Source organism: Stenotrophomonas sp. P2112 (assembly GCF_041897515.1).
GTDB lineage: Bacteria > Pseudomonadota > Gammaproteobacteria > Xanthomonadales > Xanthomonadaceae > Stenotrophomonas > Stenotrophomonas sepilia.
Window position 1 is genome coordinate 4,081,949 of record NZ_CP169216.1, and the last position, 25,278, is coordinate 4,107,226.

Here is a 25,278-nt window from a genome sequence, read left to right on the forward strand (position 1 = left end):
GCCGATCCGCTACTGTGCCGGCATTGGATCCGGGGAACGGCAGGATGAGCGCGGCAGGCAAGGCGTTGTGGTACATCGAAACCCATGCGGACCAGCCCTTGGCGCTGGCCGACATTGCCGCTGCGGCCGGCCTGTCGCCGTTTCATCTGTCACGTCTGTTCCAGGCCCGCACCGGCACCCCGGTGGTGCGCTACCTGCGCGGGCGCCGCCTGACCGCTGCCGCGCAGCAGTTGGCCAACGGCGCCAACGACATCCTGCAGGTGGCGCTGGGTGCCGGCTATACCACCCATGCAGCCTTCACGCGTGCCTTCAGCGAACAGTTCGGGCAGACGCCGGAGCGCGTACGCGAACAGGGCACCGATGGGCTGGCGCTGGTGCAGGCGATCCGCGTGGACGAGGCCCCGTCCGCCTGCATTGAAGCGCCCCGCCTGCTTGAGACGCCCGCGTTCCAGGTGGCCGGCATCAGCATGCGGCATACCCGCGACAGTGGTGGCGCGATTCCTGGCCAGTGGGCGCAGCTCAACCGCGAATGGCCGATGCCGGCGCCGATCAGCTTCGGCGTGTGCTGCAACAGTGATGACGATGGTGGCTTCGACTACATTGCGGCACTACCGGCAAGCACGGTGCCGAGCGTGCCTGCGCACTGGCGACGCGTGGACATTCCGGCGCGCCGCTACCTGGTGGCCTGGCACAGCGGGCACATCTCGGCCATCCGCTCGACCTGGTTCTGGTTGCTGGATCATTATCTTCCTGCTTCCAACCTGAGCCTCGCCGATGCGCCGGATCTGGAGCGGTACGACGCCCGGTTCGACGAGCACACCGGCCAGGGCGGCGTGGAAATCTGGCTGCCCGTCGACGACCGTCCCCACTGACAAGGAGTTGAAGATGCGCATGACCGCTGCTGTGCTGGGAGCGATGCTGATGGCGTTCACAAGCACCGGCGCCGCTCGCGAAAGCGGGGTGTCCGGCGAGCGCCACGGCACAACGACGCTGGCCAGCGCCGCCGTGCGCGACGCAGAGCGCCGCGACGCCTTGCGCTACACGGTCTGGTATCCGGCACCTGCAGGCAGCCGGGAGACCGTGCTGACCATCGGTCCACCCGACGCGCCGCTGTTCGAGGTCGGCCGGTCGTCCAGGGATGCGCCGGTCGCCGGTGATCGCCTGCCGACCTTGCTGTTCTCCCATGGCAACGGCGGCAGCGCGCGCATGATGGGCTGGCTGGGCACCGCGTTGGCGCAGGCAGGCTATCTGGTGATCGCAGTCGATCATCCGGGCAACAACGGCGTTGACAGCATGACCCTGCCCGGCAGCGTACTGACCTGGCTGCGCGCCGATGACCTGCGTGCCGCACTGGCGGCTGTGCAGGCCGATCCGGTGCTGGGCCCGCATGTCGATCCTGAGCGCCTGGGGGTCGCCGGATTCTCGGCCGGCGGCTACACCGCACTGGTGGCGGCCGGTGCGCGACCGGACCTGCAGCGACTGCTGGCCTTCTGCACGGCGCATCCGGATGACGGCGTCTGCCGGCCCCAGCAGGAAGCGGCCACGCACACGATGGAGGCGCGTGTTGCCGCTGCGGCGTCGCCCGAGCTGTCGCCGTGGATGTCCCACGCCAACGACGCGCGCGCCATTCCCGGCGTGCGCGCGGTGTTCCTGCTGGCACCGGCAATCGTGCAGGCCTTTGCGCCCGAGCAGCTCTCCTCGCTGGAACAGCCCGTGTCGATCGTACTGGGCGAGGCTGACACGGTTGCGCCACCGCAGAGCAATGGCGAGGCTGCGCGTGCGGTGATTGCGGGCGCTGCACTGCAGGCGCTGCCCGGTGTCGGCCATTACGATTTCCTCGCCGCATGCACCCCGACCGGACAGCGGCGGCTGCAGGACCTGTGCAGGACGTCGGTGCCGAAGGCGCAGACCCACGCGCAGGCAGTGGACGCAGCAATACGATTCTTCAACCATTCACTGCGCTAGTGGCCGCCGGGCAGGCCCCAGCGTTACAGTGAGCGCGTCCATGGAGAATCGGTCATGCGCCTGCTTCACCTCACCCTGCCGGTGTCCGACGTCGCCACCGTCGCCGCGTATTTCCACGATGTGCTGCAGCAGCGCGTGGTCGGCAACCATGTGCACATCGGCTGGAGCACGATCGAACTGCAGGCGGCGGGTGATCACCCCATCGGTGGCGTGCACCTGGCCTTCAACGTACCGGACAACCGCTTCAGCGAGGCGATGGCCTGGTTGCGCGAACGTACCCCGCTGCAACGTAATCCTGAGGGCCTGGATTACTTTGCGCTGGAGAGCAGCTGGCAGTCGCAGTCGGTGTACTTCACCGGTCCCGACGGCCTGATCCTCGAGTTGATCGGCCGGCGCCGTCTGCCAGTCAGCACGCGCGCAGGCGCTTTCCATGGCAGCGAGCTGACCTGCCTGAGCGAGGTTGGCCTGCCCAGCCACGATGTCGATGCGGTGCGCGAACAGTCCAGCCAGCGCTTCGGCCTGCAGCCGATCAGCCCGCCTTCGCCGCAGTTCGCACCGGTGGGCGACGACGAGGGCCTGCTGATCATCGTCGCCGCCGACCGTCGTTGGTTCCCCGAGCAGAAAGACCTGCCCAATGCGCAGGGCGTGCAGCTGCAGATGGGTGATGTGAGCGGCAGCGGCGAGCTGCGCGATGCGACGCTGGGCTGGCGGGTGTGGACGGCCTGAGCTACCAGCTGCCCGAAGCGCCGCCACCGCCGCTGCGACCACCGCCACCGGACCAGCCGCCGGAACTGCTCGAGGACGAACTCGACGACGAGGTGCTGGACGAGGAACGGTAGCCTTGGGACGACCTTTGTCCGCTGCGTGCTTTTTCGCCGGGCAGCAGGGTGAACACCCAGATGAAGTACAGGAACAGCGTGCTTGCGCAGGACACGATCGTCGCCAAAACGCGTGCGTTCTCGTCGCCGGCCCGGTCGATGGCCAGCAGCGCGCCCAGCGCATAGCCGCCGGTCAACAGCACCAGCACCACCAGGCGCACGGCGAAGCTGTTGCGGTTCTTCCGCCAGCGCGCGCGGCCGGCCTGCACCAGGAAGAACACCAGCATGGCGGCAATGGCGACCGCCAGGTTCAGCAACGTGTGCAGGGCAAGGCTGGGCGGCAACTGACCACGGACCAGCATCACCATGAAGAAACCGATACTGACGGCCAACATGCCGGACAGCACGATGCGCACACCACGGCTGCGACGCCAGCACCACCCCAGCAGCGCCGCCACCGGTACGGCCGGTAACAGCACGAAGAACAGCGCAGGCAGCACATGCCGCGGCAGCAGCAGCGTCGCCGAAACCAACCCAGCGGCCATCACCGCCGTTACCAGCAACGGCCTGCCCCAGGCAGGCAAGGTCGGCCAATTCGGCCTGGGCACTGCCGCATTGGCTGCCAGTGCCTTGCGCCGCCGCTCACGGCGTTTACCGCTGGACTCGGCCTCGGTCCTGATGGCCAGCAGGCGCGGCGGTGATCGCCACAGACCGGCCAGGAACCCCACCAGCAACGTCAGGGCAACGACCGAATCCCCTGTACGCCAATCCGCTGGCAACAGGTTGCGTGCGGATGAATCCTGCTCGGGCGGCAGCGGCTCGCCATCGATCAGCGCCACCAGCACCTTGCTGCCGTCCAGCATGCCCCGGTCCAGGTCTCCTTCGCGCAGGCGCGGCACGATCGCTTTGTCGATGATGCGCGCGGCATAGGCATCGGGAATGGTGCCTTCCAGGCCATAGCCGGTCTGGATGCGTACGCGCCTGTCCTGCACCGCCACCAGCAGCAACACCCCGTCATCGACACCGGCGCGGCCCAGCTGCCACTGGTCGAAGACACGCTGTGCATAGGCTTCGATGCCGTCATCGCCAACACTGGGCACCACCAGCACCTGCAGTTGCGCGCCTTTGCGTGCCTGCAGCTGCAATGCCTGCTCGCGCAGCGTGGCGCGGGTGCTGGCGGACAGTGCGTTGGCGGTGTCCACCACCGGGTCGTCCAGTGCCGGAATCGGGGCCGCCGCCAGCACTGGCAGTGGCAGCAGGCAGAGCAGCAGTGCCAGCCCTACCCACTGCCATGCGTTGCGCCACGGCAGCACCCGGCTCATGTGGACGCCGTGCCTTGCAATGGCGGTGCTGTGCATCATGCGAAACGGCATCCGTGTATGTCCTTGCCCCATGAACGGAAAAGCCGGCCGGATTACCCCGGCCGGCCTCCTATACCACACACTTCTTCACACGCAGCGGTCAACGGCCCATGGCCACCCGCTGCTGCTCGTCCTGCACGTGTTGCTGCGAAGGCTCATGCTTGGCCAGCATTGCAGCGCTGGTCTCCTGCAGGCTCGGTGCCGCCTGGGTCATGTCCACCGCAGTACGGAAGCCGGGAACGGTGCCCACGACGAAGGCCTTGCCATCCTGCACGGTGACGCCCTGCAGCTTTTCCGGCGAATCGATGCCGGCGGCCTTGGCCTGGGCGGTCACATGCGCGCTCATCTCGTTGGAGATCATGCCCGGCATGTGGCCACGGATCGCATTGTGCAGCGGCGTATCCGGATGCGCCTTGTCGCCCAGCTGCGGCCCCTTCGGCGCCGCCTCGGCATGGCTGCGGCCTTCGGCCAGCTTGCCCAGCGTCGCCGGACCCGCCACGCCGTCGGCGGAGAGCCCGTGCTGCTTCTGGTAGGCGATCAGTGCGTCCCTGGTATTGGCACCGAACTTGCCGTCCTCGCTCAGCGGATTGCCTTGGCCGTCGCGCACGCCCAGGCGGTTGAGTTCCTTCTGCAGCGCAGTCACTTCCTCGCCCTTAGCCCCCTGGCGCAGCACACCGTTGTGGTCGGCGTCATGCGAATGGCCACCCTTGCCGGTTTCCTTCAGCTTGCCGTGGTCCCAGAAGTCCTGCGGGCTGATCAGCTTGCCGTGCGGATCCTTCAACTGGTAATGCACGTGCTGGGCATACTGACCCGCACCGCCCGGGCCACGCCCGCCCATGGTACCGATCGGCTCACCCGCCTTGATCGGCTGGCCTTCCTTCACCTGGGTCGACTGCAGGTGCAGGATCTCGTGCGAGTTGCCCTGTGCATCCCTGATCTTCACCGTACCGTAGTCGCCACCGACGAACGTCACCGTTCCGGAGATCGGCGCGTTGACGGTCGGGTGCTGCAGATTACGGCCGTGCTGGCCGCCGACATAGTTGAAGTCGGTGCCACCGTGCGGCTTGTGCGCGCGGTGTTCGCCGAACTCACCGGTAATGTGGGGCTTGACCCCGTTCTGCGGGGGCAGCATCACCTGCATCGTCTGCTCGAAGTTGCGGGTCTGGCCTTCGGCATGCGCCGCTGCCGGCTTGGCCTGCGCGTGCGTGGCCGCAGCTACGGCGGGGGCCGCGTGGCTGCCCTGGGACTGGCCGTGGGTCAGTCCCAGGCGCTGCTCCACGAACCGCTCGTACTTGTCCACGTACGGCATCACCTTCTTTTCAGACAGGGTGAGGCCGCCGTAATCGCGGGTCGGGCCGTCGTGATGGTATTTGTAGATGTACTCCTCACCCTGGCCGCGCTTGTGCGCCAGCGTGCGGTTATCGATGTAATGGTCAACCAGTGCATCGGACTGTGCGCCGACGTCGAAGCGGTTGCGGTTGTTGAGGTGGTAGTGGTTGCCGGTCTTGTCGATGAACTGGCCCAGGCCCGAGGCCGAGGTGGTGCCAGCGGCGGCATCGGGGTTGAAGCCCGATTCAACGCGGGCGATGGCCAGTACGTGCGCCGTTTCGCGCGGGGTCAGGCCCTTCTCGCGCGCCGACTCGATGATCGTGTCGATCACCCGTGACTGTACTTCCGGGGTCGCATCGCCCCACCGGCGGGAGTTGCCATGCAGGCGGCCGTCGCTCTGGTCGATCGGCTCGCGGTAGTGGCTCCACGGTTTGATGCGGTCACTGCTGTAGGCCGCCCCGCGGGGCTGGACCATGTCCTGGTAGATGTCTGCCATGTGTGTGCTATCCATTCTATGAAAAGGGGGATTTCCTTAAGGGGTACTGCTCCTGGTACCTCTGGTACTGCGGTACTGCAGTGCTGCGTTCACAGCGCGCGTGCGACGTCCTGCCGCTGCGCTCAGTCTTCGATGTAGTTCACCTCCGGGTGCTTGATGCCGAGCGAGTCGATCAACTTCTCGTACTCGTCGTTGTTGGGCTCCTGCTCCTCGCCTTCCGCGCCGCGCAGCGGCGGTGTGCTGTGGGTCAACTGGCGGCCACTGGCGTCGTACAGGTAGTACCACTCGCAGAAGCTGCAGCCGAACGGCAGTTCACCGTACTGCACGACGAAGTACGGCGTACCGCTGCGGTCCTGCACGCAGGCCAGGCCAACGGCGGTATAGCCGTCCATCTCCTTGGGCGCAGCAATGGCCTGGCGTGCGCCGTCCTTTTCAATTTCCAGCGTGGTCAGCCGGGAAGCGTCCGTGTCTTGGGTGGGCTGGGCCGCCAGGTGCAGGCGGGTGCCTTGGCAATCGATATGCATGCCGGTCTCGTCGCGCGTAAGAGAGGTGGAATGGTCCGCAACGGCAGCCGCAGGTGCGGCCGGCGTCGCTGCCGGGTCAGTGGAAGCAGGGGCCGCCGGTGCAGCCGCCTCAGGGCCGCTGCAGGCAGCAAGCATCAGGGCCAGTACGGGGGCAACGGGAGACAGACGCATGCGGGGCTCCTTGGGTGAATCACACGACCGCTCGCAGGCGGTCGCTCAGGGGTCAGATCGATTCGTCCTCACGCTTGACCAGTTGCCAGCACGGCTTCTGGGCAAAGGTGTAGATCTGCTGGTCACTGGTATCGGGAGTGCGCATCTGCACCTGTACCTGGCCATCGGGCAGGCGGGTGACCTGCATCTCGCGGCCCTGGCGCTGCAGCGTGGCCGGGTCCGGCATCACCGGCCATTCGACCTTGGCAAGCGGCACCTTCTCCTCCACCTTGCGTGGCTCCGGCTCGGCTTCGCTGTCGATGTGGCTGTCCAGCAGCGGATCGGCAGTGGACGTTTCCTGCAGCGCGATCTCGTTGCCGAAATGCTTGAGGAAGTCGTCGAAGACCGGATGGGGGCAGCTGGCAGAAGCCTCTGCCGGGGCCGCGGCAACCGGCGTGGCCGGCGTCGTGGCAGTGGCCGTGCTGGTCGGAGCCGGTGCGGCGGCGTCAGCGGGGGCTGCCTGGGGCGCAGGCTTGCAGCCGGACAGCGCAAGCCCCAGGGCAAGCGCAAGCAGGGCAACGGGGCGGAGCTGGTTCACGGGATCCTCCTGATTCCGGGCGGTCGCGCGCGGTTCCGGCGCGGTAGGGAGGCAAGGATAGCCATGCCTCGGTCAATTCAGTTTCAACATCCGCTGTCAGGAATATCCCGACATGCCGAATTGTGACTAATATCACACTAATTCTGAAATCAACGTCATCGCAGCAGCCGTTAGACTACGCCGCACACGCTTCGACCCTGGCCCCATGCGCGCATTCCTGCTTGCCCTCTCCCTGCTGCTGCCAACGCTGTGGCCTGGTGGTGCGGCCGCGCTGGAGGTCCGGGAAGGCGATCTGCTGTTCGTCACCGCCGGCCATGCCGGCCTGAGCGCGGCCATCGACGATGCCACCGGCAAGCAGGGCGCACCCAGCTTCGATCACGTGGCCCTGGTCGCTGCGGCGCCAGACGGCTGGGAGGTACTGCATGCGGATGAGAAAGGCTCGCGCCGGCAGACGCTGGATCAGTTCCGCGAGGACGCCCGAGGCAAGCAGCGGCAGGTCGTGGTCTATCGGCTGCGCGCATCGCAGCAGGCTGCCATCAAGGATGCGATCGCGACCGCACGCATGATGCTGGGCAAGCCCTACAACACGTCGTATGTGTTGAATGAGGACAGCTACTACTGTTCGGATTTCATCGAACGTGCGTTCCGTGCGCACCATGTGTTCGCACTGCAGCCGATGAACTTCCGCAACCCGAAGACCGGGCAGATCGCACAGCACTGGGTCGATCTCTACCGCGCCATGGGCATGGAGGTGCCGCAGGATCAGCCAGGTACCAACCCGAACGACATGTCAGCAGCGCCGGTGCTGCAACGCATTGGCGTGCTGGAATAAGCGAAGCCCCGCACGGGGCGGGGCATCGCGCATCACAGGAAGTGGTTACCGAAGTCACTCCTCCTCGTCCTGCCCACCCTGTTGCTGGTTGCGCTGGTTGCGCTGCTGCTGTTCCTGCTGCTGTTGCTGCTGCTGGTCGCGGCCACGCCCCTGCTGCTGATCCTGCTGGTTCTGCTGGCCCTGCTGCTTCTGGTTCGGGTTCTGGTTCTGCTGTGCCATGTCCGATCTCCAAAGCCACACGCGGAATGCGGTGGACGGGCCCATCGTCTGCAGCGAAGAGTTAATCGCGCGTTGGTGGGCGGCTACATTGGTGTGTACGCGCGTGAATGAACGGGCAAAGCCCCTTGCGGCACAAGCCGATGAAGGATTCATATGGGTTCGGCATGTGCTCATGCCGTCAGCGCGACTGCGCGCATTCATGGCGTGCTCTGCTGGAAACACGCGCTGAACGGAGCTGGCGTCCTGCTCGCGCACGGACGCCAGCCCTGCACTCACGGCATCACCGGCGGCACATACGCCAGGGTCATGCCCAGCAGCCACAACAGGCCCAGCACCAGCGGGATGTGCACCAGCAACTGGATGAAGGTGAAGCCCACGATGTCGCGTGCCTTCAGCCCCAGCACGCCCAGCAATGGCAGCATCCAGAACGGGTTGATCAGGTTCGGCAGCGCTTCGGCCGCGTTGTAGACCTGCACTGCCCAGCCCAGGTGCGCCTTCAGCTCGTTGGCGGCCTGCATCACGTACGGCGCCTCGATGATCCACTTGCCGCCACCGGACGGCACGAAGAAGCCCAGCACCGCCGAGTAGATGCCCATCACCAGCGCGAAGCTATCGGTGCTGGCCACGTGCACGAACAGGCTCGACAGCCGGTGCGCCAGGGTCTGCCCGTCACCACCGGCGGCGTGGGTGAGGATCATCGCGATACCGCCGTACAGCGGGAACTGGATCAGCACGCCGGTGGTGCTCGGCACCGCCTTGGCCACAGCGTTGAGGAAGCTGCGCGGGCGCCAGTGCAGCAGCAGGCCCAGCGAAATGAAAAGGAAGTTGTAGGTGTTGAGGTTGGCGATGGCAGTGACCACCGGCTTGTTGGCGAACTCGTTGAACAGCCAGCCGAACGCCAGCAGCGAGAGCAGCACGGTCAGCAGCGGGCTGTATTCCAGCCATTCGCCCGGGCGCGTGCGTCGCTGCAGCGGTTCCGGCTCGGCCTGCGCAGCGCCGGGAAATTCCTCGGCGGTACGCGCACTGCCGGCTGCAGGCGCGGTCAGCCAGGCGATCAGCAGCGAGACAAGGATCAGCACTGCGGTCAGGGCGATCGACTGCCACAGAAAGATGGTTTCGGTGAACGGCAATACGCCGGTGATCTCCACCAGCCCCGGCGGCATGCTGGCCGGGTTGGCCTGCAACTGTGCGGCCGACGAGCTCAGCCCCATCGCCCACACTGCGCCCAGGCCGAGATAGGCCGACGCACCGGCGGCGCGGTAGTCCATGCGCAGTTCGGTGCGACGGGCCAGCGCGCGGACCAGCAGGCCACCGAACACCAGCGAGAAGCCCCAGCTGAGCAGCGAGGCGAGCATGCTGACCAGGCCCACGTACACCACCGCACCGCGACCGGTGCGCGGCACCCGGGCCAGGAAGTCGATGAAGCGTGCGACCACCGGCGCGGTCGCCACGGCGTAGCCGCCGATGACCACAAAGGCCATCTGCATGGTGAAGGGGATCAGGCTCCAGAAGCCGTCACCAAAGGCGCTGGCGGTGGCCTGAGGGGTCGAACCGAAGCCCATCGCGGCCAGCGCGACAATGACCACGCCCAGCACCGCGAACACATACGCATCGGGGAACCACTTTTCCGCCCAGGCGGCCGAGCGCAGCGCTGCGCGCGCCATCCAGCCGTCCTGTACTGCTGCCGTCGAGGCCATCGCCTACCCTCCCAGGTTCGATGGACCGATTCTGGGCGGTGGGGTGTGGGCTGTCTGCCACCTATTGGTCGTAGGTGGCGGTAGTGCCGGCCGCTGGCCGGCAAACTCGGGATCGCGCACGGGTGCAGCCGGCCAGCGGCCGGCTCTACCAACCCCTGGGGTCAGCGCAGCGCCAGGTCCACGGCGATACCGGCAAACAGCGCGGCGCCGACCCAGTTGTTGTGCAGGAACGCCTTGAAACACGGGCCGCGCTCGCGGTTGCGGCAGATCCAGAATTCGTACACCACCAGCGCGGTGGCCACGGCCACGCCGGCCAGGTAGTAGCCACCCAGCCCGCCGCGCACGCCAACCAGCGCCATGGTGGCCAGGAACAGCGCGTACAGCACGCCCTGGATGACCAGATCGAGATCACCGAACAGGATCGCGGTGGAGTGCGAGCCCATCTTCAGGTCGTCCTCGCGGTCGACCATGGCATACCAGGTGTCGTAGGCGGTCGACCACAGGATGTTGCCGGCATACAGCAGCCAGCCCAGCATCGGCACCTCGCCCTGCACGGCGGCGAACGCCATCGGGATGCCCCAGCCGAACGACATGCCCAGGTAGACCTGCGGCAGATGGGTGTAGCGCTTCAGGTACGGATAGCTGGCGGCCAGGAACACGCCGATGAAGCTCAGGCCGATGGTCAGCCCGTTCAGGGTCAGCACCAGGCCGAAGGCCACCAGCATCAGTACGGCGAACAGCGCCAGCGCGGCGCGACCGCTGATCGCGCCGGTGGCCAGCGGCCGCGCCTTGGTGCGCTCCACATGCGGGTCGAGCCAGCGGTCAGCGTAGTCGTTGATGACGCAACCGGCCGAGCGGGTCAGCCACACGCCGGCGGTGAACACGAACAGCGTCCACAGCGGCGGCAGGCCGCCGGCAGCCAGCCATAACGCCCACCACGTGGGCCACAGCAGCAGCAACGTGCCGATCGGGCGATCAGCGCGCATCAGACTCCAGTAATGCCGCCAACGCGGCGTCGCCGGCGACTGCGGCGAAGTGAGGGGGGTATCAGCCATGGCGATAGGATACTCCTGCCCCTCTGGCAGGGCTTTGCCGGTGGGGGGAGATTTGTTCGACGAAACTGGATAGAATGCCGGTCCCGCACCGCCTCATGGCGCTGCGATGCCCGCCCCGGCACTGGCCGACGGCGCGGCGGTTCTACAACGCGCCCGTAGCTCAGCCGGATAGAGTAGTGGCTTCCGAAGCCATTGGTCGGGGGTTCGAATCCCTCCGGGCGCGCCATTTTTCCTTCGTTGCCTGGCCGGCGCGCCGCCAGAAAGGTCAGGGAATGAACGTTGCCGAGCGATGCTCGCAACCGGCAGCGTCCTGTACCACGATGGAGTAATTCGCGCCCGCGCTGGATGCGCCGGGCAGGAACAGGCCATCACCATCGAACAGAACGGTCTGCTGTTCATCCTGCCCGATCGACAGCCCGATCGCTCCCGGTGTGATTTCCTCAAGGATCACGTTGTAAGGCCGCCAGGCATCCTCGCCTGTGCGCCTCATCTCTGCGCGAGCGGTCCTTGGGTTCAACCTGCGTCTCTCATCCACCCACAGCTGAAGCGGCTGATCAGCATTGTGGGTGACCTGGAAGCGCCCGTAGGTCAGCCCGTCGACGCTCTCGGTGCCGATGTAAGTGAATTGGGCCGGCTGACACTCTGTGGTGCGGTTCGGATGCGCTGCACAGGATGTCAGTGCAACCACGAGGCAGAAGGCGTTCAGGTGCTTCATGGCTTCGAGGCCTGACGTGGGTGGTTGTCGCGGCGGTGTTCGGCAGTGAGGGCAACCAGCACTGCGCCCCAGAGCGGCGTGAGCAGCACGACGCTCATCACCGTCAGCGAAACCGGTACCTGCCAGAGCAGCGATGGGCTTAATCCGCTGAATCTATAGGCTTCCAGTACAAGCACCACGACCTGGGCCAGAAGGCCCGCGAGCAGCCCCAAGCCAGCCCCCTTGGCAAGCCGCCTGATTGTAAGGCGGCCCGCGGCGGGAACCCGTGCGCAGATTCCCAGCAACAAAAGGCTGACGGCATACAGCCAGAAGAAAACCTGATGTGAGTCGAAGGCGTAAAGCGCCCTGCCCACAAAGTGCAGGAACAGCCAGAGTGCTCCACACGACACCGCGTAGGCCAGCCCGTACCGAAGAATCTGCCTGGCTTTCATCTTGTACCTCTCCGAGGGCGTGCAGCCCGATCGCGTTCTTTTGTGGAGGAGTGCGGGAGCTCATGCACCTTGCCTCCCGCTTGGCACTCTACTCGCGCAAGGCATCGCGCAGCGCTCGAGAGTACCTGCCTGCCTCCAGCGTTCGCAGCTGGGCCAGTGGAATCCGATACCTCCTGAACAATGCGGCCAGTTCCCAGACGTCCTCCTCCAGAACCGCATCTGGATCCAGGGATAGATAGATGACATCCCCTCTGCCGACCACATTACCGATGCAGCCGATTCGACCAATCCACTCGAAGAAGAACCGTTCATCCTGTTGAGAAAAGAAAATTACCTTTTTCGCTTCAAGCTCCATGGTAAATCACCGTCCATTCAACCAAGTCATTTGAATGACGCGCCCCATTCCAGCCTTTGCGCTGATTACTCTGGAGCGGCGACAACGAACAGAGCTGTCAGCGCGCTGCAGAACATCCTGCGAAGACACGGGTGGGCTTCTTCTTCAAGCTCAAAGCGATCACGCGGCGCATGGGATGCTCCGGCACGTGCACGCCTATCTGCAATCACACTTCTTCACTCATCCTCCCCCCTATCTCGTAGGGGAGGCAGGCCAAAGCAGATAGATGATAGGCCAGTGGCTCCTGCTGCCCCGACGCTACTCTTTGAATATCAGAGTAGTCATCGAAAAGACTTCCAACTTCAAGCTCCACCCGCTCACCGCCCATGGAGTGGCGTTCCGACCATGGCACCACGCGGTAGAACACGTCCTCCACTTCAATCTCTTGCAAGCCCCTGGAGCGCAGCGCGGCGAACAATATTGATGAGACCTTTTCCAAGGTGTCCAAATTCATCTTCATACTAGACGCCAAATTCGAATTTCATAAGGCCAGGGTGGCACTGAAAAGAAGATTGCGACTGCCGGCCCAAAGCGGGTATCTGCGCCCCCACGCTAGAAGGATACGGAGAAGATATGGGAATCACCACCTGCATATTTCCCGCGCCCTGCCGAGAACGGCCGCACTTGCCCGTCCGACTTCGAGCTTCCGTATCAATCCAGCACATTCAGGCCGATCCCCGGTTTTCACTCCATAGATCACGGGCTCACCGTTCCTATCTACTCCATCCAAATAGAGCACTGCGCAGTCACCAGCGATTGTTCCAATGCGCACCGCACGAACCTTCTCGATACTGGCATCTGGACCGGCTGCACCCTCGCACATCCCACCGTAGTACGCACTACTCAGCTCAGCGTAGATGGGTTTCAGCTGCAGCTCCCCTAACCGGTCATTCTCGCATCCGCTCAGGGCGAGCACGCAGACGGACGCGAAAGACAAAGCGCGTAGGAAGAAGCCTTTGGCATCGAGAGAACTCCTGAGCAACCCCGATTTCATTTGACTGCTTTCCATTAGCTCCCCAGAACAATCTGCTCGAACGCATTGGTCGCGCTGCACCGATCTCCCTTGCGGTTGCCGAGCGCGCCATTGGTCGCACACTGGCGTCATCCGCCAGGCAGTAGGCGGAGCTCGACGCTTCAGCGCACTATAGCGCCGCCGAGCATCGGCCGAATACGTTGGCGGGCTTCTCCCGAAGACTCACGGCAGCCACCCGTTGCTTCTGCTCACCGCAGCCCCCCATCACCCCGTACATGATGAGAAGTCCCTAGTCGTTGACGTAGCCGATGAACTTGCCCCTACCTTCATCCGAAGCGGCCCTGACGAGATAGACGCTCTCCCCGGGCGCTGGCTTCAGGTCACTCAACGGCATTGGACCGATCTTCCCTTCAACCTCTGATGCCGATACCACGACCAGCGAATGCTCCAACATCCACTTCGCAATGGCTGCTTCACTATCAGGATCAAGTATGGAAACGCGGTCAAGCGGCAGAGTCGTTGAATTGCCAGGGAAAATTGCACCGGACGAAACATCTACCCAGTCCGACTTCCATTCCGTATGTTGAAACTGGTGAATGCTGCAGCCCCCTAGCATTGGCAAGAGCAGCACCGCTGCACGCAAGATGCCAGCCTTCGGCATGGACATGAGAGCCCCAGAAAGGGCCGGCCAAATGTTAGTTACCATCTGCAACCCGTTCTGCAAAACGATTCAGGGACTGCACCTCGCGCCCAAGATGGTATGTCATTTCTTGACTTCCCTATCATGGGCTGGCACTTGGCGTGTCGCTACGCTGCTCCGGATTTGCGGCAGCGTGCGCAGTCGAAGCACCTGGCCTGCGCGCATTGTAATCGGCATCCCGGCAGGCGCGCACGATCGGACTTCGTGCGTGCCTGATCACGCCCGGGAACCAGCACAGCACCAGCACTACCAGACAGATCGTTCCCAGCCGTACCCATTCACCCGCGACACTGGCCCCGATCAGCGGCAATGCCGCCACCAGGATGACGACCTGTGTGTACAGAAGATAGAGCGTGTACGTGCCCAACCGCGGGTCTGAACGAAGCTCGACGCGACACCTCCGGCAGGACATCTTTGCTTGACGCCTCCCAGCAAATCTCAGGGGAAAGCGCTGCCCGCTAGCGCCACAAAGTGGACAGATGAAGGTCATCAGGCGCATCGGTAAAACCTCTTTTCAGAAGTTTCCATCAGCAGGTTCCATCTGCGGCGTCGACCATACGCACCACATCATCAAAGCTCTTGCCAGCGGCGTCAGATCAAGATCACCACGCGCATCGATGGTAGTCACGAAGGGCATCAATGCGCTGAGGAGGGCCACATCGTTGTAATAGGCCACCACATGCAGGGGCGTGTCCTCATAGGCCCCTTGGGTCTCCGGACAAGTCAGCACCGTATCGCCGAAGTCAGTGCCGACACCGAGCCGGGAAAGCAGTTCGCTGAGTACAGGATCCATGATGTTCATCGGGCTGCACGCACGGTAGAGCCCATTGCGTTGGCCCGATGGTGGTCCGTCCCACAATCCATCTCTCCGTCAGATCCCTGTCGACCTACAAGCCAAGCGGTGCGTGCGTCTTGGAGCGATGCGCTCGACAGATCAGGAATCATGACTTGACAGGAATCAACCGGCTATCCCAAGTGCCCTCTACTAGAAGTGCAATCTCTGCGCCGACAGAGGCCTCAATGAAGACCAAGGTGTCACCATCGACAATTTCCCTGGCAGCCACTGGATCTAGGCCAAGGAGGAAGCAACACCGCTTGAATTCAAAGTAATCATCCTTTCGATTGAAGACCTTGAGATCGAGCACGACATTCTGGCTAGAGAAACCATCAACGCTTGCTCTCCTGACTTGGCCAAAGACAAAATCATAGGATGCCCGCGAAGATTCATCGAACAGAGAAACAGTCACACCTGACAGCGGATCAAGACGAATTCCAACCAGCTGGAAATCGTGAATAGTGATACCCATGCAATAACCTGTCGGAACCATACGTCGCGCGTGATGCTCCAGGCGCAGCCTACTGATCGGATTTCATTCCTTTAATCACAATCGCCATGAACATGCCGCAAATCAGGAGTGACCCCAGCGCCACAGGCAACATTACAAAATAATCACCCCTCTCAAGGTGACCAATAGCATACACCTTCAATACAAGATAGGACGAGGACCTCAAAAAAACTAGCGCAAATAACAACAAACCAAGCCAATTCATTATTTTCTTGCGCATATGCATATCACCTCCATTATATGCAACTGCACCCAGACCCACCCGAAACATCCTTCACCGCCTTCATGGCATCCAGCGCATCCTTGTCAGGGGCTACGAAGTGCAACAGTTCCGTGTGGCCTTAAGGTGACCGTTGAACGTCAAGCCGAATGACGACAGCTCTCCCGTCTTCGCGCCAACTGCCCCCCGCCACCTCGGTATAGATGGACTCTCTTTCCTTTGCATCCTGAGCGGTTTGTATCACTGACACTCCATCGTACGCCGTTGCTCCACCATTCACCATTACCAGGAATCCGGGGATTGCAACTTCGGGCTGCGGAGACAAAACACCGGCAATGGTGACTCCTTCGCCATTCACAGCTTCCAAGCCTCCAAAGGCGAGGTCTGCCACACCGAACGTCACGCCCAAGTAGTCGACGCACTCACACGGGCACAGACCAGGTGGATCTACCAAATACAACGGGACGCCACCTGCGTACGGCCGGCACTACCCCGGCAGTTGTTCAGAGCATCCCTGGAAAGATCTATGGTGCCCTCCTTTGCCGAAGACGGAGCAGGCCGACAGACCCGATTTTCCACATGGCAAACGCTGTGCAAAGAGAGAGCGCGACAAACGCCAAACCCGCAAATCCGTAGTCTCGTCCACCATCAGAAATATCAACCAGCACAAAGGCAAGGAGCACTGAATTTACGGCAACTCCAAGGCAAGCAACCAGCCTGAGCGCCCAGAAGAACATGATGTAGTAAGCCCCAAAAAAAACGATTGTATTTTCTCATCTCAAGGACACCCGCATCCTTTTCCAGTCGGCGCAGCTATCTGACCAGGAACTGTGTAGCCAGATCCCGACATGACGCCAAACCCAGCTCCAAGCAGTGGAGGGACCGAAAGGGATCCACCACCGACCTTATCTCGCCTCATATCTTCAAGTGAGAAAAGGCGGCGAAGCCACCCAATCTGCTCCACTCCAATCCACCCAGTGCCAACTATTCCTCCCTCAAGAATTTCCTCGGCCGAGCTCCAAGCCTGATGATTTTTCGCGCAGGACCAAGATAGATATCACCGAATACAAATGAGAATGCGACAGCTGTATAGAAAACAAGTAGTGCACCAGGAATGGGAATCGCGCGAACGAAGCTATCGCATTCGAGGTTGCGGGCGACGAGCAACCCAATCATCAGCATCTCGGCCAGGAGCGCTATTGCGAACGCGAAACGCACCTGCCCAACCTCAATCGACAGAATTCCCCTTCTCGCCAGTTCGAACTTGGAATATACGAGCAACATCAGCAACGCGAAAGAAAGAGCAAACATAACTTCCGGAGAGTACCTAGCTACTGGACAGCGCATACTCAACATGGACGCGATCAGCGCGCAACAGATCCCCAGCGCTCCCGCCGCAGCTGCACCCTTCATGAACCTTATGAAAATCACTTCGCCGGACATTGGCATTTATTGCAGTTTGACCTGTAATTCACGATTGCTCCAAGGGGCCCAAGTATCTTCGACCCACCCCGCAAGAGATTGGCGTTCCCCGGATGCGCTGCAGCCCGATTAAGTCGACCATTGGCAACCGAGTTGCGGTTGGCATCGTTGTAGGTGAACGTCTTGCTGCCGATGCTGGTGGTGTTGCCCGCTGCGTCATGGCTGCGCGCCTCGACATCCACCGCAGTCAGCTGATGGCTGGTTGCGGGATAGGGTGTAGCGGGGGCGCCGAGCCCCCGTGCATCCCTCAGCAGACGTCACCGCACCAAGGTGCCCTGCCATCACTGTGTCCTCCCAACCTTGCTGGGTACGCTCTGGCCCATATCCAACTAGGTAATTCACGCAGTGGCAGCTCCTGTTTCGCCACAGTCTCCAGCTTGGTGATCTCAGTTTCGCCTCGCTTAGTTAACTCTAGTCCGCGCTTCTCGCGGTTTCCGGGCAGGATGAGCTCCGGCCCACTGTTGATCTTAGCTCTCGTATTCCATCCCGCACATACCCTATGTGACCCAGATAGCAGACCTTCAGCACGTAACGAGTCTTATCCGGATAAACATATCCAACAACCGGAATCGGAGTAGTACTCGTACCAATTACGCCCCCGCCCTCTGCCGAATCATAAACTTCGATCACGCCCTCCGGCACAACTTCTCTACCCTTGTGTTCGCAAGAGGTGATAGTTAAGACTGAGCAGATAAGAAAAATTCCAGGAATAAATTTCATCACCTTTTCCCGCGTTGAATGGTTGAGTCATCAGACATCCACCAAAGCAGGGGGTTTATTGATTCCGGAAGAATCATGTTCACAGGCTGAAGCCCCTTGCCAATCTCCCGCATGCAATTCTGCAACGGCGTCCCGCAGTTATTATTTATTGCACTGTACTCCCCCTGCGGCCTCGCGGGACATGCCGATAGCGAAGCTGCCAAGCGTAGTCATAAGGCGTTCGAGCGTTACCCATGGCAGCCTAACCTGATGCAGCAGCAAGTTGTACCCGCCGCCATACCTCATCCGACATCGAGTTCTTCCACGTCCGAGCAAGGAGATTCCGAAGAGATGGGTCGTGCTTTGCCAAGCTTTCAACCCTCTCGATTTCGGTCTCGCCGTGGGCAACCAAGTAGTCCTCCAAAGGTCCGGCAGCAAGATTGGAAAGTAGATGCGCATCCACATCCATTCGCCTGACAGCCTCAATGAATTTCCAACCTTCGCCAGGATCTCGCTGGATGATGCCATCAACTTCATCCAGCACGCCTGTGAGCGGACCCCGCTCATTCGCATCGACTGCGAGCCGATTAAAGTTAACCCATGCTTCAGCGACTTTTTCCATGCACTCTTTATCAAGCATTGTCTAGATCTCAAATTGGTTGAGCCATAGTGGCCCATTGCCAAGCCTCATTGCTATAACCTGCACAGCGCTTTGCTGCAGATTCAGCAAGCAATCGCCTCAACTGTGCCTGCTTGTTTTGAAATTGCTGCACATGCCCATCTATTGACATACGACCGGTAGCCAGAAGCCCACGTCTATCCAGTTTAAGATCCCAGTATCGCTTTCTCAGCTCGACCACCAAAGAATCTATCTTTGCTATGAGACGATTACAGTCATCGTCGTCTTCTTTCTCGCACGCCTTGGATATGATGTTCCGCGTCAGAATTGACGCGGGACTTTGCGGATTTAAGACACTGCTTGAGTGAGTTAAGCTAAGGCTGTTCAGCGCATTTGTCGTTGCGGCAAGGCCAGAAGACACTTCCCCCCAAGAAGCGGGCGCAGCGAAGTTTGATTGATTGTCTCCTGTAGGAGCTTGGTTCGAATTCATCATAGCGCGAGAGCCTGCGTGCACGCCGCTGCGCATGACTTGCAGACCCTCTGCGTCACTATGTGAGCCCGGGGAACTTAGTGCGTAGCTGAAGGTACTTATTCCACCGGCCAACCCAATCGGATCACTCTGCGAATACCGCCCCACAGCCGGGTCGTACTCGCGTTGGTAGTTGTAGAACAACCCACTCGCATCCGTCTCCTGCTGGCCCGGGAAGCGCAGTGCCAGCTCGAACGCCACTCCATCGCCATCCGGGTCAGCACTCGGAATCTGGTTGCCGAACACCTCGCTCTTGTTGTTCCACTCCCAGATCGCCACATCGCGCACCGGATCGATCACCACGCGCGGTGTGCCCAGATGATCCGGCTGCACGTAGGCAAGTTCCGGCACGCCGGTGCCTGGCACATTGATCAGTGCTACCGGATAGTTGTCCAGCCAGATGGCCTGCTGCTGCGCCTGGCCCGTGGCCGAGTAGTTGCCTAGCCACCGCCCTGCCTCGTCGTACAGCGTGATCTGAGCCGCGCCACTGGCCGGGGTACGCAGCACGCGTTCACCGCGATGGTTGTAGCTGTAGCTTTCCAGTACAGCATCACCCTGCTTCACCGCGCTCATGCGGTTGGCATCGCTGTAGGTGAACGTCTTGCTGCCGATGCTGGTGGTGTTGCCCGCTGCGTCATGTTTGCGCGCTTCGCCGTCCACCGCAGTCAGGCGATGGCTGGTTGCGGGATACGTATAGCTGGCGGTGCCTGCCGAGGTGGTCAGCGCGGTGCGATTGCCGGTGGCGTCATAGGCATAGGTTTCGATCGGGGTGCCGGTCGTGCCGTCCTGGGTCTGAGTCAGGCGGCCCAGCGTGTCGTAGGCGTACTTGGCCAGCACCGTCGAGCCTGCGCCGTTCTTCAATTCGGTGATCGAACCGACCGGGTCGTAGCCATAGCCCAGCGAGAGGCCACCTGCGGCCGGGTCGTGCACCACTTGCGGGCGGTAGTCCAGATCCAGCGGACGCTGTAGCTGGCGGCCGTTGCCATAGGTCCAGCCGGTCGCCGGGCTGAAGGCCGCATGGGTCACGTTGTTCACCACGATCTGGCGCGCCTGGCCGGGCTGGGTCAGGCCGATCTGGCTGATGCGGCCCTGGGGTTCGCGCACGTAGCATGCTGTACTCGTCTTCCCACACGAAGTTCCGCCATTTCCTGCTCAGCAGCATGCGAAGAGAAGGAGCCTGCTCCGCCAGACTCTCCAACTCTGCAACTTCATTCTCGCCACACAAGATCAGCAATCCTCCAACTGTCCAGCCACACGATTGAAGAACGAAGATGCAGTTGCAGATGCATCCATCTGAGCCTTTGAAGCTGTCACTCTTCAGTGCTGCATTGGCTCGTCGAGTAGTTCCAACTCCCTCCATCATCTAAACAGGCATCGATAGCCATTTGCCCCCGAAACCAAAAAGCAAGAGCAATAATCACTACAATTGCACAGAGAAGTACAACGGTCTTTGACTGTTTTTTCATTTCAATAATTGTCCGGCAATCCATTCGGCCTGAATGGTGAACATACTTCAGAACATGACCCCTCGCCCGCGTTATTTCGGCCGAACAAATTGGCCCGTTGGTCTGCGGCCGACGCTGCAGATGAATCCCCCTTCACCCGCTGATCAAATATCTCCCGAGCATTGCTCATATTGCAAGCAGCCGCTTTGCCGCCTTGTCCGCGCTGAGCAGCCTCACAGTTTGCCTTGCAATGAAAGTACTTATCCTGGAGCTTCGTGTTAGCCAGCCTCATGTCGATGTAGTTTCTCACGAAATCCTGGACCCCCTGCCTGTACTCCGTTGGGTACCCGCTCGGAGGAGGGGGCGTTGCGCCGGAATACTTGTAGATGTACTCCAGATCTCTTGACTGAAGGCCAAGCGAATCCACGCTCATTAGCGGTCCACCGCCCGCATAGGTGAACGTGCTTATTCCCCCCATCAACCCAATCGGATCACTCTGCGAATACCGCCCCACCGCCGGGTCGTACTCGCGCTGGTAGTTGTAGAACAACCCACTCGAATCCGTCGCCTGCTGGCCGGGGAAGCGCAACGCCAGCTCGAACGCCACACCATCGCCATCGGGATCGGCACTCGGAATCTGGTTGCCGAACACCTCGCTCTTGTTGCTCCACTCCCAGATCGCGACATTCCGCACCGGATCGATCACCACGCGCGGCGTGCCCAGATGGTCCGGCTGGACATAGGCCAGCTCCGGCACGCCGGTGCCCGGCACGTTGATCAGCGCCACCGGGTAGTTGTCCAGCCAGATGGCCTGCTGCTGCGCCTGGCCCGTGGCCGAGTAGTTGCCCAGCCATTGCCCTGCTTCGTCGTACAGGGTGATCTGGGCAGCTCCACCGGACGGGCTGCGCAGCACGCGCTCGCCGCGATGGTTGTAACCGTAGCTTTCCAGCACGGCATCGCCCTGCTTCACCGCGTTCATGCGGTTGGCGTCGTTGTAGGTGAACGTCTTGCTGCCGATGCCGGTGGTGTTGCCCGCCACGTCATGGCTGCGTGCCTCGCCATCCACGGCAGTCAGCCGGTGGCTGGTTGCGGGATAGGTGTAGCTGGCGGTGCCTGCCGAGGTGGTCAGCGCGGTGCGATTGCCGGTGGCGTCATAGGCATAGGTTTCGATCGGCGTACCGGTCGCGCCGTCCTGGGTCTGGGTCAGGCGACCCAGCGCGTCGTAGGCGTACTTGGCGAGCACCGCCGAGCCTGCGCCGTTCTTCAGCTCGGTGATCGAGCCAACCGGGTCATAGCCATAGCCCAGTGACAGGCCACCTGCGGCCGGGTCGTGTACCGCCTGCGGGCGGTAATCCAGATCCAGCGGACGCTGCAGCTGGCGGCCGTTGCCGTAGGTCCAGCCGGTGGCCGGGCCGAAGGCCGCGTAGGTCACGTTGTTCACCACGATCTGGCGTGCCTGGCCGGGCCGGGTCAGGCCGATCTGGCTGATGCGGCCCTGGATATCGCGCACGTAGTCGGCCACGCTGCCGTCGGGGTAGGTCAACGCGGTCAAGCGACCCGACTTACTGTAGGCATAGCGCAGGGTGGTGGCCACACCATTGACGGTCTGCACCTTGCGGGTGACCTGGCCGAAACGGTCATGGCAGTACTGGGTGCTGCCATTGGCGTGCAGCACCTGCCCCAGGCGGCCCTCGGCGAAGCGCTCGTCGGCGGCACAGGCGGCCGGTGCCACGTCATAGCTGTAGCCCACGTCCAGATTGGGGTCCGGATAGGCGATACCGATCAGGCGGTTGAGTGCATCGTAGTGATAGGTGGCGGTGACGCCGCGTGCATCGGTGGCCGTCTTGCGATTGCCGGCCGCGTCCACGGTGTAGCTGCTGGCGCCACTGTCCGGGCTGACCTGCCCGGTCAGATCACCGAAACCGTTGTAGGCGTAGGTGGTATGCAGGCCCTTCGGGTCGGTGACCTGGGTGACCTGGTCCAGCGCGTTGTACTGGCTGCGGATCTCCGCCGCGACGCCGCCGACGTCCTGCAGGGTCTGCGCCAAGCGGTTCAACGGATCGTACTGCTGGCTGGTCACGCGCTGCAGGGCATCGGTCACCGTCTGTGGGTTGCCGTTGGCATCGTAGGCAAAGCCGGTGGCGTGGTTGCCCGCATCCTTCAGCGCGGTCAGCTGGCCAAGCGTGTTGAACGTCCGCGCCAGGGTACGGCGCAGGGTGCCGCCTGCATCCAGCGTGTCTTCCTTGAGGCGGTTGCCGGCGTTGTCCAATACGTAGTGGATCGTGTTGCCGCTGTTGTCCGCAATATCGGTCAAGCGCTGGGCGGCGTCATAGACATAGGTGACACTGCTGCCGTCCGGCTCGGTGACCTGCTGCACCTGGCCGGTCGGCCAGTAGCTGATCTGGGTCACCCGGTCCTCGGCTGTGGTGGCACCGCGCACGGTGACCGAGGTCGGCCAGCCGCGCGCATGGTAGGTGTAATCGGTGACCACGCCGTTGGCATCCTTGACCGACAACGGCCGCCCGAACGCGTCGTAGGCCAAGGTCTCGACCGTCTGGCCCAGCGCATTGGTCACGCTGCGCAGGTCGCCCTTGCGATAACTGCAGGCACCACTGGTCGCGCATCCCGCGTCGTCCGCGGTGTAGTAGGCATAGGTGGAGACATCCGCCACATCACTGCGTGGGCCATCCACGCTACGCAGCAGTCCCACCAGCGGGCACTCCGGCCCTTCGGCCTCACAGTAGGTCTGCGTGGTGATGCGGGTATCACCGGTCACCCTGTCGCGCACGGTGATGGTGGTTGGCTGGAGGCGCGCATTGCGTGCGATGCGGATCTCACGGTTACCGATGGTCTGCTGCACCAGCCGATTGCTGTCCATGGCCACGCGCATTTCGCTGATGCGCTGGTCCGGAGTACCGGCCGCTTCGGTGGTGGTGGTCACGCTGACGGCGCCTGCGGCAGCATCACTGGCCTCGGCATAGGCGTAGCTGGTGACGACACCACGGCGATCGGTCACCGACTGCAGCCGACGCCGGAAATCGGTGCCCTCGGGCAGATAGGCGCGAGTGATGCTGCCGTTGCTTTCGGTGATGCTATTGACCTTGCGCGGAAGGCCACTGGTGCCGCTGGCGGTCAAGGCGTAGGTGCTCTGCTTGCCCAGTGCGTCGGTGACGATGGTGGTGCCTGCCGGCGTGTACTCCAGGCGCACGCCATCAATGCCCACGTCGGCTTGGCTGCAATCGCCGGAATGGCGGCTGCAGGTGACTCGCCCTTGCGTGTCATAGCCGTACCAGCTGTAGCGCTGGTTGTCTTCGGCGGTCACGCCGGTCAGGTAGCCCGGGAAGCGGGCGTCCTCATAGTGATAGGTACGGCTGGCACCGTCGGCATAGGTCGCGGTGATCAGTTCCCCGGCCGGAGAATAGGCGTAGCTCACCACAGGCTGGCCGGCGATCACCAGGGCCGAGATCAGTGAATCGTCGCCCGGCGCGAGGTACTGGACGTCCACGCGCCGACCGGTTGAATGGGTGATGCTGAGCAGGCGGCCGCGGCTGTCGTGTGTATAGGTCAGCGAAGTACCGTCTTCGAGATCACGGCGCTGCATCAAGCCATCAGCATCAAAATAAATGCGCTCTCCGGCACGTGAAAGTTGCCAGTTGGTGCCCTGCTGGACCGCACGATCGCCGCTTCCGTCCATGGCTTCGTAGCTTGCCCCCACTTTCTGGAATGCGGTCTGCCCGCCATCGGCGCCGATCAGCCCAACTTTCAGTTCGGGGCTGGGAGGGAAGGTGGAATCGTCTACGCCTGCGGTAAGCCGCAGATTGTGGGAATGGGTCCAGCCCGTACCCAACGCGCCGCCCGCCGTGCTTGTCAGGGAGTGATAGTGGCGTTGGAAGCTCACCCATCCAAGGTTGAAATCCGGCTCAGGCTGGGATTTATCGCCAGTGGTCGGATCACACGGGTTACCAACAGGACACTGCTGCGGCGGCAGCGGCCCGCTTGTGTAGGAGAGCATGGGCGACATGTGCGGCTCGTCCTGCTGGACCAGGGAGCACATCTGCAGGGCCTCATTCCACGTCAGGGACGGTCGATTCGGACAAAGCGCCGTTCTGGCCCGGCGCACACGCTCCCACCCCACTATCGACGAGCATTCTTGAGTGCTCTGATGATAGAAGTTCAAGGTGTAATGGAAATCCTTCTCCTCGTTGGTGACGCTACCGTCGTCGCCCCTGCCAAGTCCAAGGAGCTCCACCCAAGGATCCTCCGTGAGTGAAGTCGCCGGGCACTGCGGGTCGCTGACGCGGGTAGCGAGGATCGCGCTACGAATCTGATCTTCGGATGAGTACTCCTGCCCTGAGTGGATGTAGACCCAGTCGGTAGTAACGATCTTCTCGGGTCTCACCCGGTAATCGTAGATGACCTTCTTTCCAAGGACGCGTTGGCGTTTGACATGCCAATCGAAGGGTTTGTCCTTTTCGTACTGGGAAAAGAGCGACTTGATGTCCTTCTGCACCGCCGCTTCGGTGGCTCGCGGCTGGCCCATCGACAGGTAGCTCTCCCACTTCTTCTGCACCTCCTGCGCCTGCGCAGCCCAAGGAGCCAAGCTCCCCAGCGCGATCATCGCCAGTGCGGCACACGAAATGGTCTTCAGTCGTTTCAACATCCCTGTTCTCCTTCCTGGACA

Annotated in this window: 22 protein-coding genes, 1 tRNA gene and 1 pseudogene; 5 read left to right on the plus strand and 19 right to left on the minus strand. The window is 62.3% G+C overall.

What is annotated here, in order from left to right:
• Positions 1 to 44 precede the first annotated feature (44 nt).
• From ACEPA4_RS18825 to ACEPA4_RS18835, 3 genes are read left to right on the plus strand one after another with little or no spacing between them, the layout of a single operon-like run.
• Positions 45 to 872 (plus strand): helix-turn-helix domain-containing protein, encoded by an 828-nt coding sequence (locus tag ACEPA4_RS18825; protein ID WP_374082916.1) that lies wholly within the window; start codon positions 45 to 47, stop codon positions 870 to 872.
• Positions 873 to 885: 13 nt separating this feature from the next.
• Positions 886 to 1,965, plus strand: a complete 1,080-nt coding sequence (locus ACEPA4_RS18830) for a serine aminopeptidase domain-containing protein (RefSeq protein ID WP_262090164.1) — start codon at positions 886 to 888, stop codon at positions 1,963 to 1,965.
• A 54-nt stretch (positions 1,966 to 2,019) separates the two neighbouring features.
• A complete protein-coding gene (locus tag ACEPA4_RS18835; RefSeq protein WP_262090165.1) occupies positions 2,020 to 2,691 on the plus strand; it encodes a VOC family protein in 672 nt (223 codons plus the stop codon).
• 1 nt (position 2,692) lies between these two features.
• Here ACEPA4_RS18835 and ACEPA4_RS18840 read toward each other — a convergent pair whose 3' ends face one another.
• The 4 genes from ACEPA4_RS18840 to ACEPA4_RS18855 all read right to left on the minus strand — a co-directional run bounded on the left by ACEPA4_RS18840 (position 2,693) and on the right by ACEPA4_RS18855 (position 7,241).
• The gene (locus ACEPA4_RS18840) at positions 2,693 to 4,105 is read right to left on the minus strand and encodes a TPM domain-containing protein (RefSeq protein ID WP_139728167.1); all 1,413 of its coding nucleotides are present in this window, start codon (positions 4,103 to 4,105) and stop codon (positions 2,693 to 2,695) included.
• A 139-nt stretch (positions 4,106 to 4,244) separates the two neighbouring features.
• Complete coding sequence (locus ACEPA4_RS18845; protein WP_235646036.1) at positions 4,245 to 5,969, minus strand: peptidoglycan-binding protein; 1,725 nt, start codon at positions 5,967 to 5,969, stop codon at positions 4,245 to 4,247.
• 122 nt (positions 5,970 to 6,091) lie between these two features.
• Positions 6,092 to 6,664, minus strand: a complete 573-nt coding sequence (locus ACEPA4_RS18850; protein ID WP_227836791.1) for a hypothetical protein — start codon at positions 6,662 to 6,664, stop codon at positions 6,092 to 6,094.
• Positions 6,665 to 6,716: 52 nt separating this feature from the next.
• A complete protein-coding gene (locus tag ACEPA4_RS18855; protein WP_139727904.1) occupies positions 6,717 to 7,241 on the minus strand; it encodes a hypothetical protein in 525 nt (174 codons plus the stop codon).
• 205 nt (positions 7,242 to 7,446) lie between these two features.
• Here ACEPA4_RS18855 and ACEPA4_RS18860 point away from each other — a divergent pair, with 205 nt between their 5' ends.
• Positions 7,447 to 8,073, plus strand: a complete 627-nt coding sequence (locus ACEPA4_RS18860; RefSeq protein WP_053497353.1) for a YiiX/YebB-like N1pC/P60 family cysteine hydrolase — start codon at positions 7,447 to 7,449, stop codon at positions 8,071 to 8,073.
• Between the two features lie 54 nt (positions 8,074 to 8,127).
• On the opposite strand, the gene ACEPA4_RS18865 is transcribed toward ACEPA4_RS18860, so the two are convergent.
• From ACEPA4_RS18865 to ubiA, 3 genes are all read right to left on the minus strand, one after another.
• On the minus strand, positions 8,128 to 8,292 hold the full coding sequence (locus ACEPA4_RS18865; RefSeq protein ID WP_005414774.1) for a hypothetical protein: 165 nt from the start codon (positions 8,290 to 8,292) through the stop codon (positions 8,128 to 8,130).
• Positions 8,293 to 8,564: 272 nt separating this feature from the next.
• Complete coding sequence (locus ACEPA4_RS18870) at positions 8,565 to 9,989, minus strand: short-chain fatty acid transporter (RefSeq protein ID WP_170944951.1); 1,425 nt, start codon at positions 9,987 to 9,989, stop codon at positions 8,565 to 8,567.
• A 161-nt stretch (positions 9,990 to 10,150) separates the two neighbouring features.
• Positions 10,151 to 11,044, minus strand: coding sequence for a 4-hydroxybenzoate octaprenyltransferase (gene ubiA / locus ACEPA4_RS18875; protein ID WP_005411493.1), 894 nt, complete (start codon positions 11,042 to 11,044; stop codon positions 10,151 to 10,153).
• 149 nt (positions 11,045 to 11,193) lie between these two features.
• Between ubiA and ACEPA4_RS18880 the strand changes: the two genes are divergently transcribed.
• Positions 11,194 to 11,270, plus strand: a tRNA-Arg gene (locus ACEPA4_RS18880).
• 39 nt (positions 11,271 to 11,309) lie between these two features.
• Here the strand turns inward: ACEPA4_RS18880 and ACEPA4_RS18885 are convergent.
• The 12 genes and pseudogenes from ACEPA4_RS18885 to ACEPA4_RS18940 form a co-directional block, all read right to left on the minus strand.
• Positions 11,310 to 11,759, minus strand: coding sequence for an adhesin (locus ACEPA4_RS18885; RefSeq protein WP_235649006.1), 450 nt, complete (start codon positions 11,757 to 11,759; stop codon positions 11,310 to 11,312).
• The gene (locus tag ACEPA4_RS18890) at positions 11,756 to 12,190 is read right to left on the minus strand and encodes a hypothetical protein (protein WP_139727911.1); all 435 of its coding nucleotides are present in this window, start codon (positions 12,188 to 12,190) and stop codon (positions 11,756 to 11,758) included. Before ACEPA4_RS18890 ends, ACEPA4_RS18885 begins: the two co-directional genes overlap by 4 nt.
• A gap of 88 nt (positions 12,191 to 12,278) precedes the next feature.
• Positions 12,279 to 12,545 carry a hypothetical protein gene (locus ACEPA4_RS18895; RefSeq protein WP_139727913.1) on the minus strand — a complete coding sequence of 89 codons (267 nt, stop codon included), beginning with the start codon at positions 12,543 to 12,545 and terminating at the stop codon, positions 12,279 to 12,281.
• A 205-nt stretch (positions 12,546 to 12,750) separates the two neighbouring features.
• Positions 12,751 to 13,044, minus strand: coding sequence for a hypothetical protein (locus ACEPA4_RS18900; RefSeq protein ID WP_262090168.1), 294 nt, complete (start codon positions 13,042 to 13,044; stop codon positions 12,751 to 12,753).
• Positions 13,045 to 13,846: 802 nt separating this feature from the next.
• On the minus strand, positions 13,847 to 14,224 hold the full coding sequence (locus ACEPA4_RS18905; RefSeq protein ID WP_139727915.1) for a hypothetical protein: 378 nt from the start codon (positions 14,222 to 14,224) through the stop codon (positions 13,847 to 13,849).
• Between the two features lie 547 nt (positions 14,225 to 14,771).
• On the minus strand, positions 14,772 to 15,050 hold the full coding sequence (locus ACEPA4_RS18910) for a hypothetical protein (protein ID WP_139727919.1): 279 nt from the start codon (positions 15,048 to 15,050) through the stop codon (positions 14,772 to 14,774).
• Positions 15,051 to 15,198: 148 nt separating this feature from the next.
• Positions 15,199 to 15,564, minus strand: coding sequence for a hypothetical protein (locus tag ACEPA4_RS18915; protein ID WP_139727921.1), 366 nt, complete (start codon positions 15,562 to 15,564; stop codon positions 15,199 to 15,201).
• Positions 15,565 to 15,613: 49 nt separating this feature from the next.
• Positions 15,614 to 15,829, minus strand: a complete 216-nt coding sequence (locus tag ACEPA4_RS18920) for a hypothetical protein (RefSeq protein WP_139727923.1) — start codon at positions 15,827 to 15,829, stop codon at positions 15,614 to 15,616.
• 978 nt (positions 15,830 to 16,807) lie between these two features.
• Positions 16,808 to 17,266, minus strand: coding sequence for a hypothetical protein (locus tag ACEPA4_RS18925; protein ID WP_139727925.1), 459 nt, complete (start codon positions 17,264 to 17,266; stop codon positions 16,808 to 16,810).
• Between the two features lie 1,000 nt (positions 17,267 to 18,266).
• Positions 18,267 to 18,626, minus strand: a complete 360-nt coding sequence (locus ACEPA4_RS18930) for a DUF6869 domain-containing protein (RefSeq protein ID WP_262090170.1) — start codon at positions 18,624 to 18,626, stop codon at positions 18,267 to 18,269.
• A 529-nt stretch (positions 18,627 to 19,155) separates the two neighbouring features.
• Positions 19,156 to 20,271: pseudogene (locus ACEPA4_RS18935) on the minus strand (RHS repeat-associated core domain-containing protein); the annotation flags it as partial.
• Positions 20,272 to 20,619: 348 nt separating this feature from the next.
• Positions 20,620 to 25,257, minus strand: a complete 4,638-nt coding sequence (locus tag ACEPA4_RS18940) for an RHS repeat-associated core domain-containing protein (protein ID WP_262090171.1) — start codon at positions 25,255 to 25,257, stop codon at positions 20,620 to 20,622.
• Between the last annotated feature and the right edge of the window lie 21 nt (positions 25,258 to 25,278).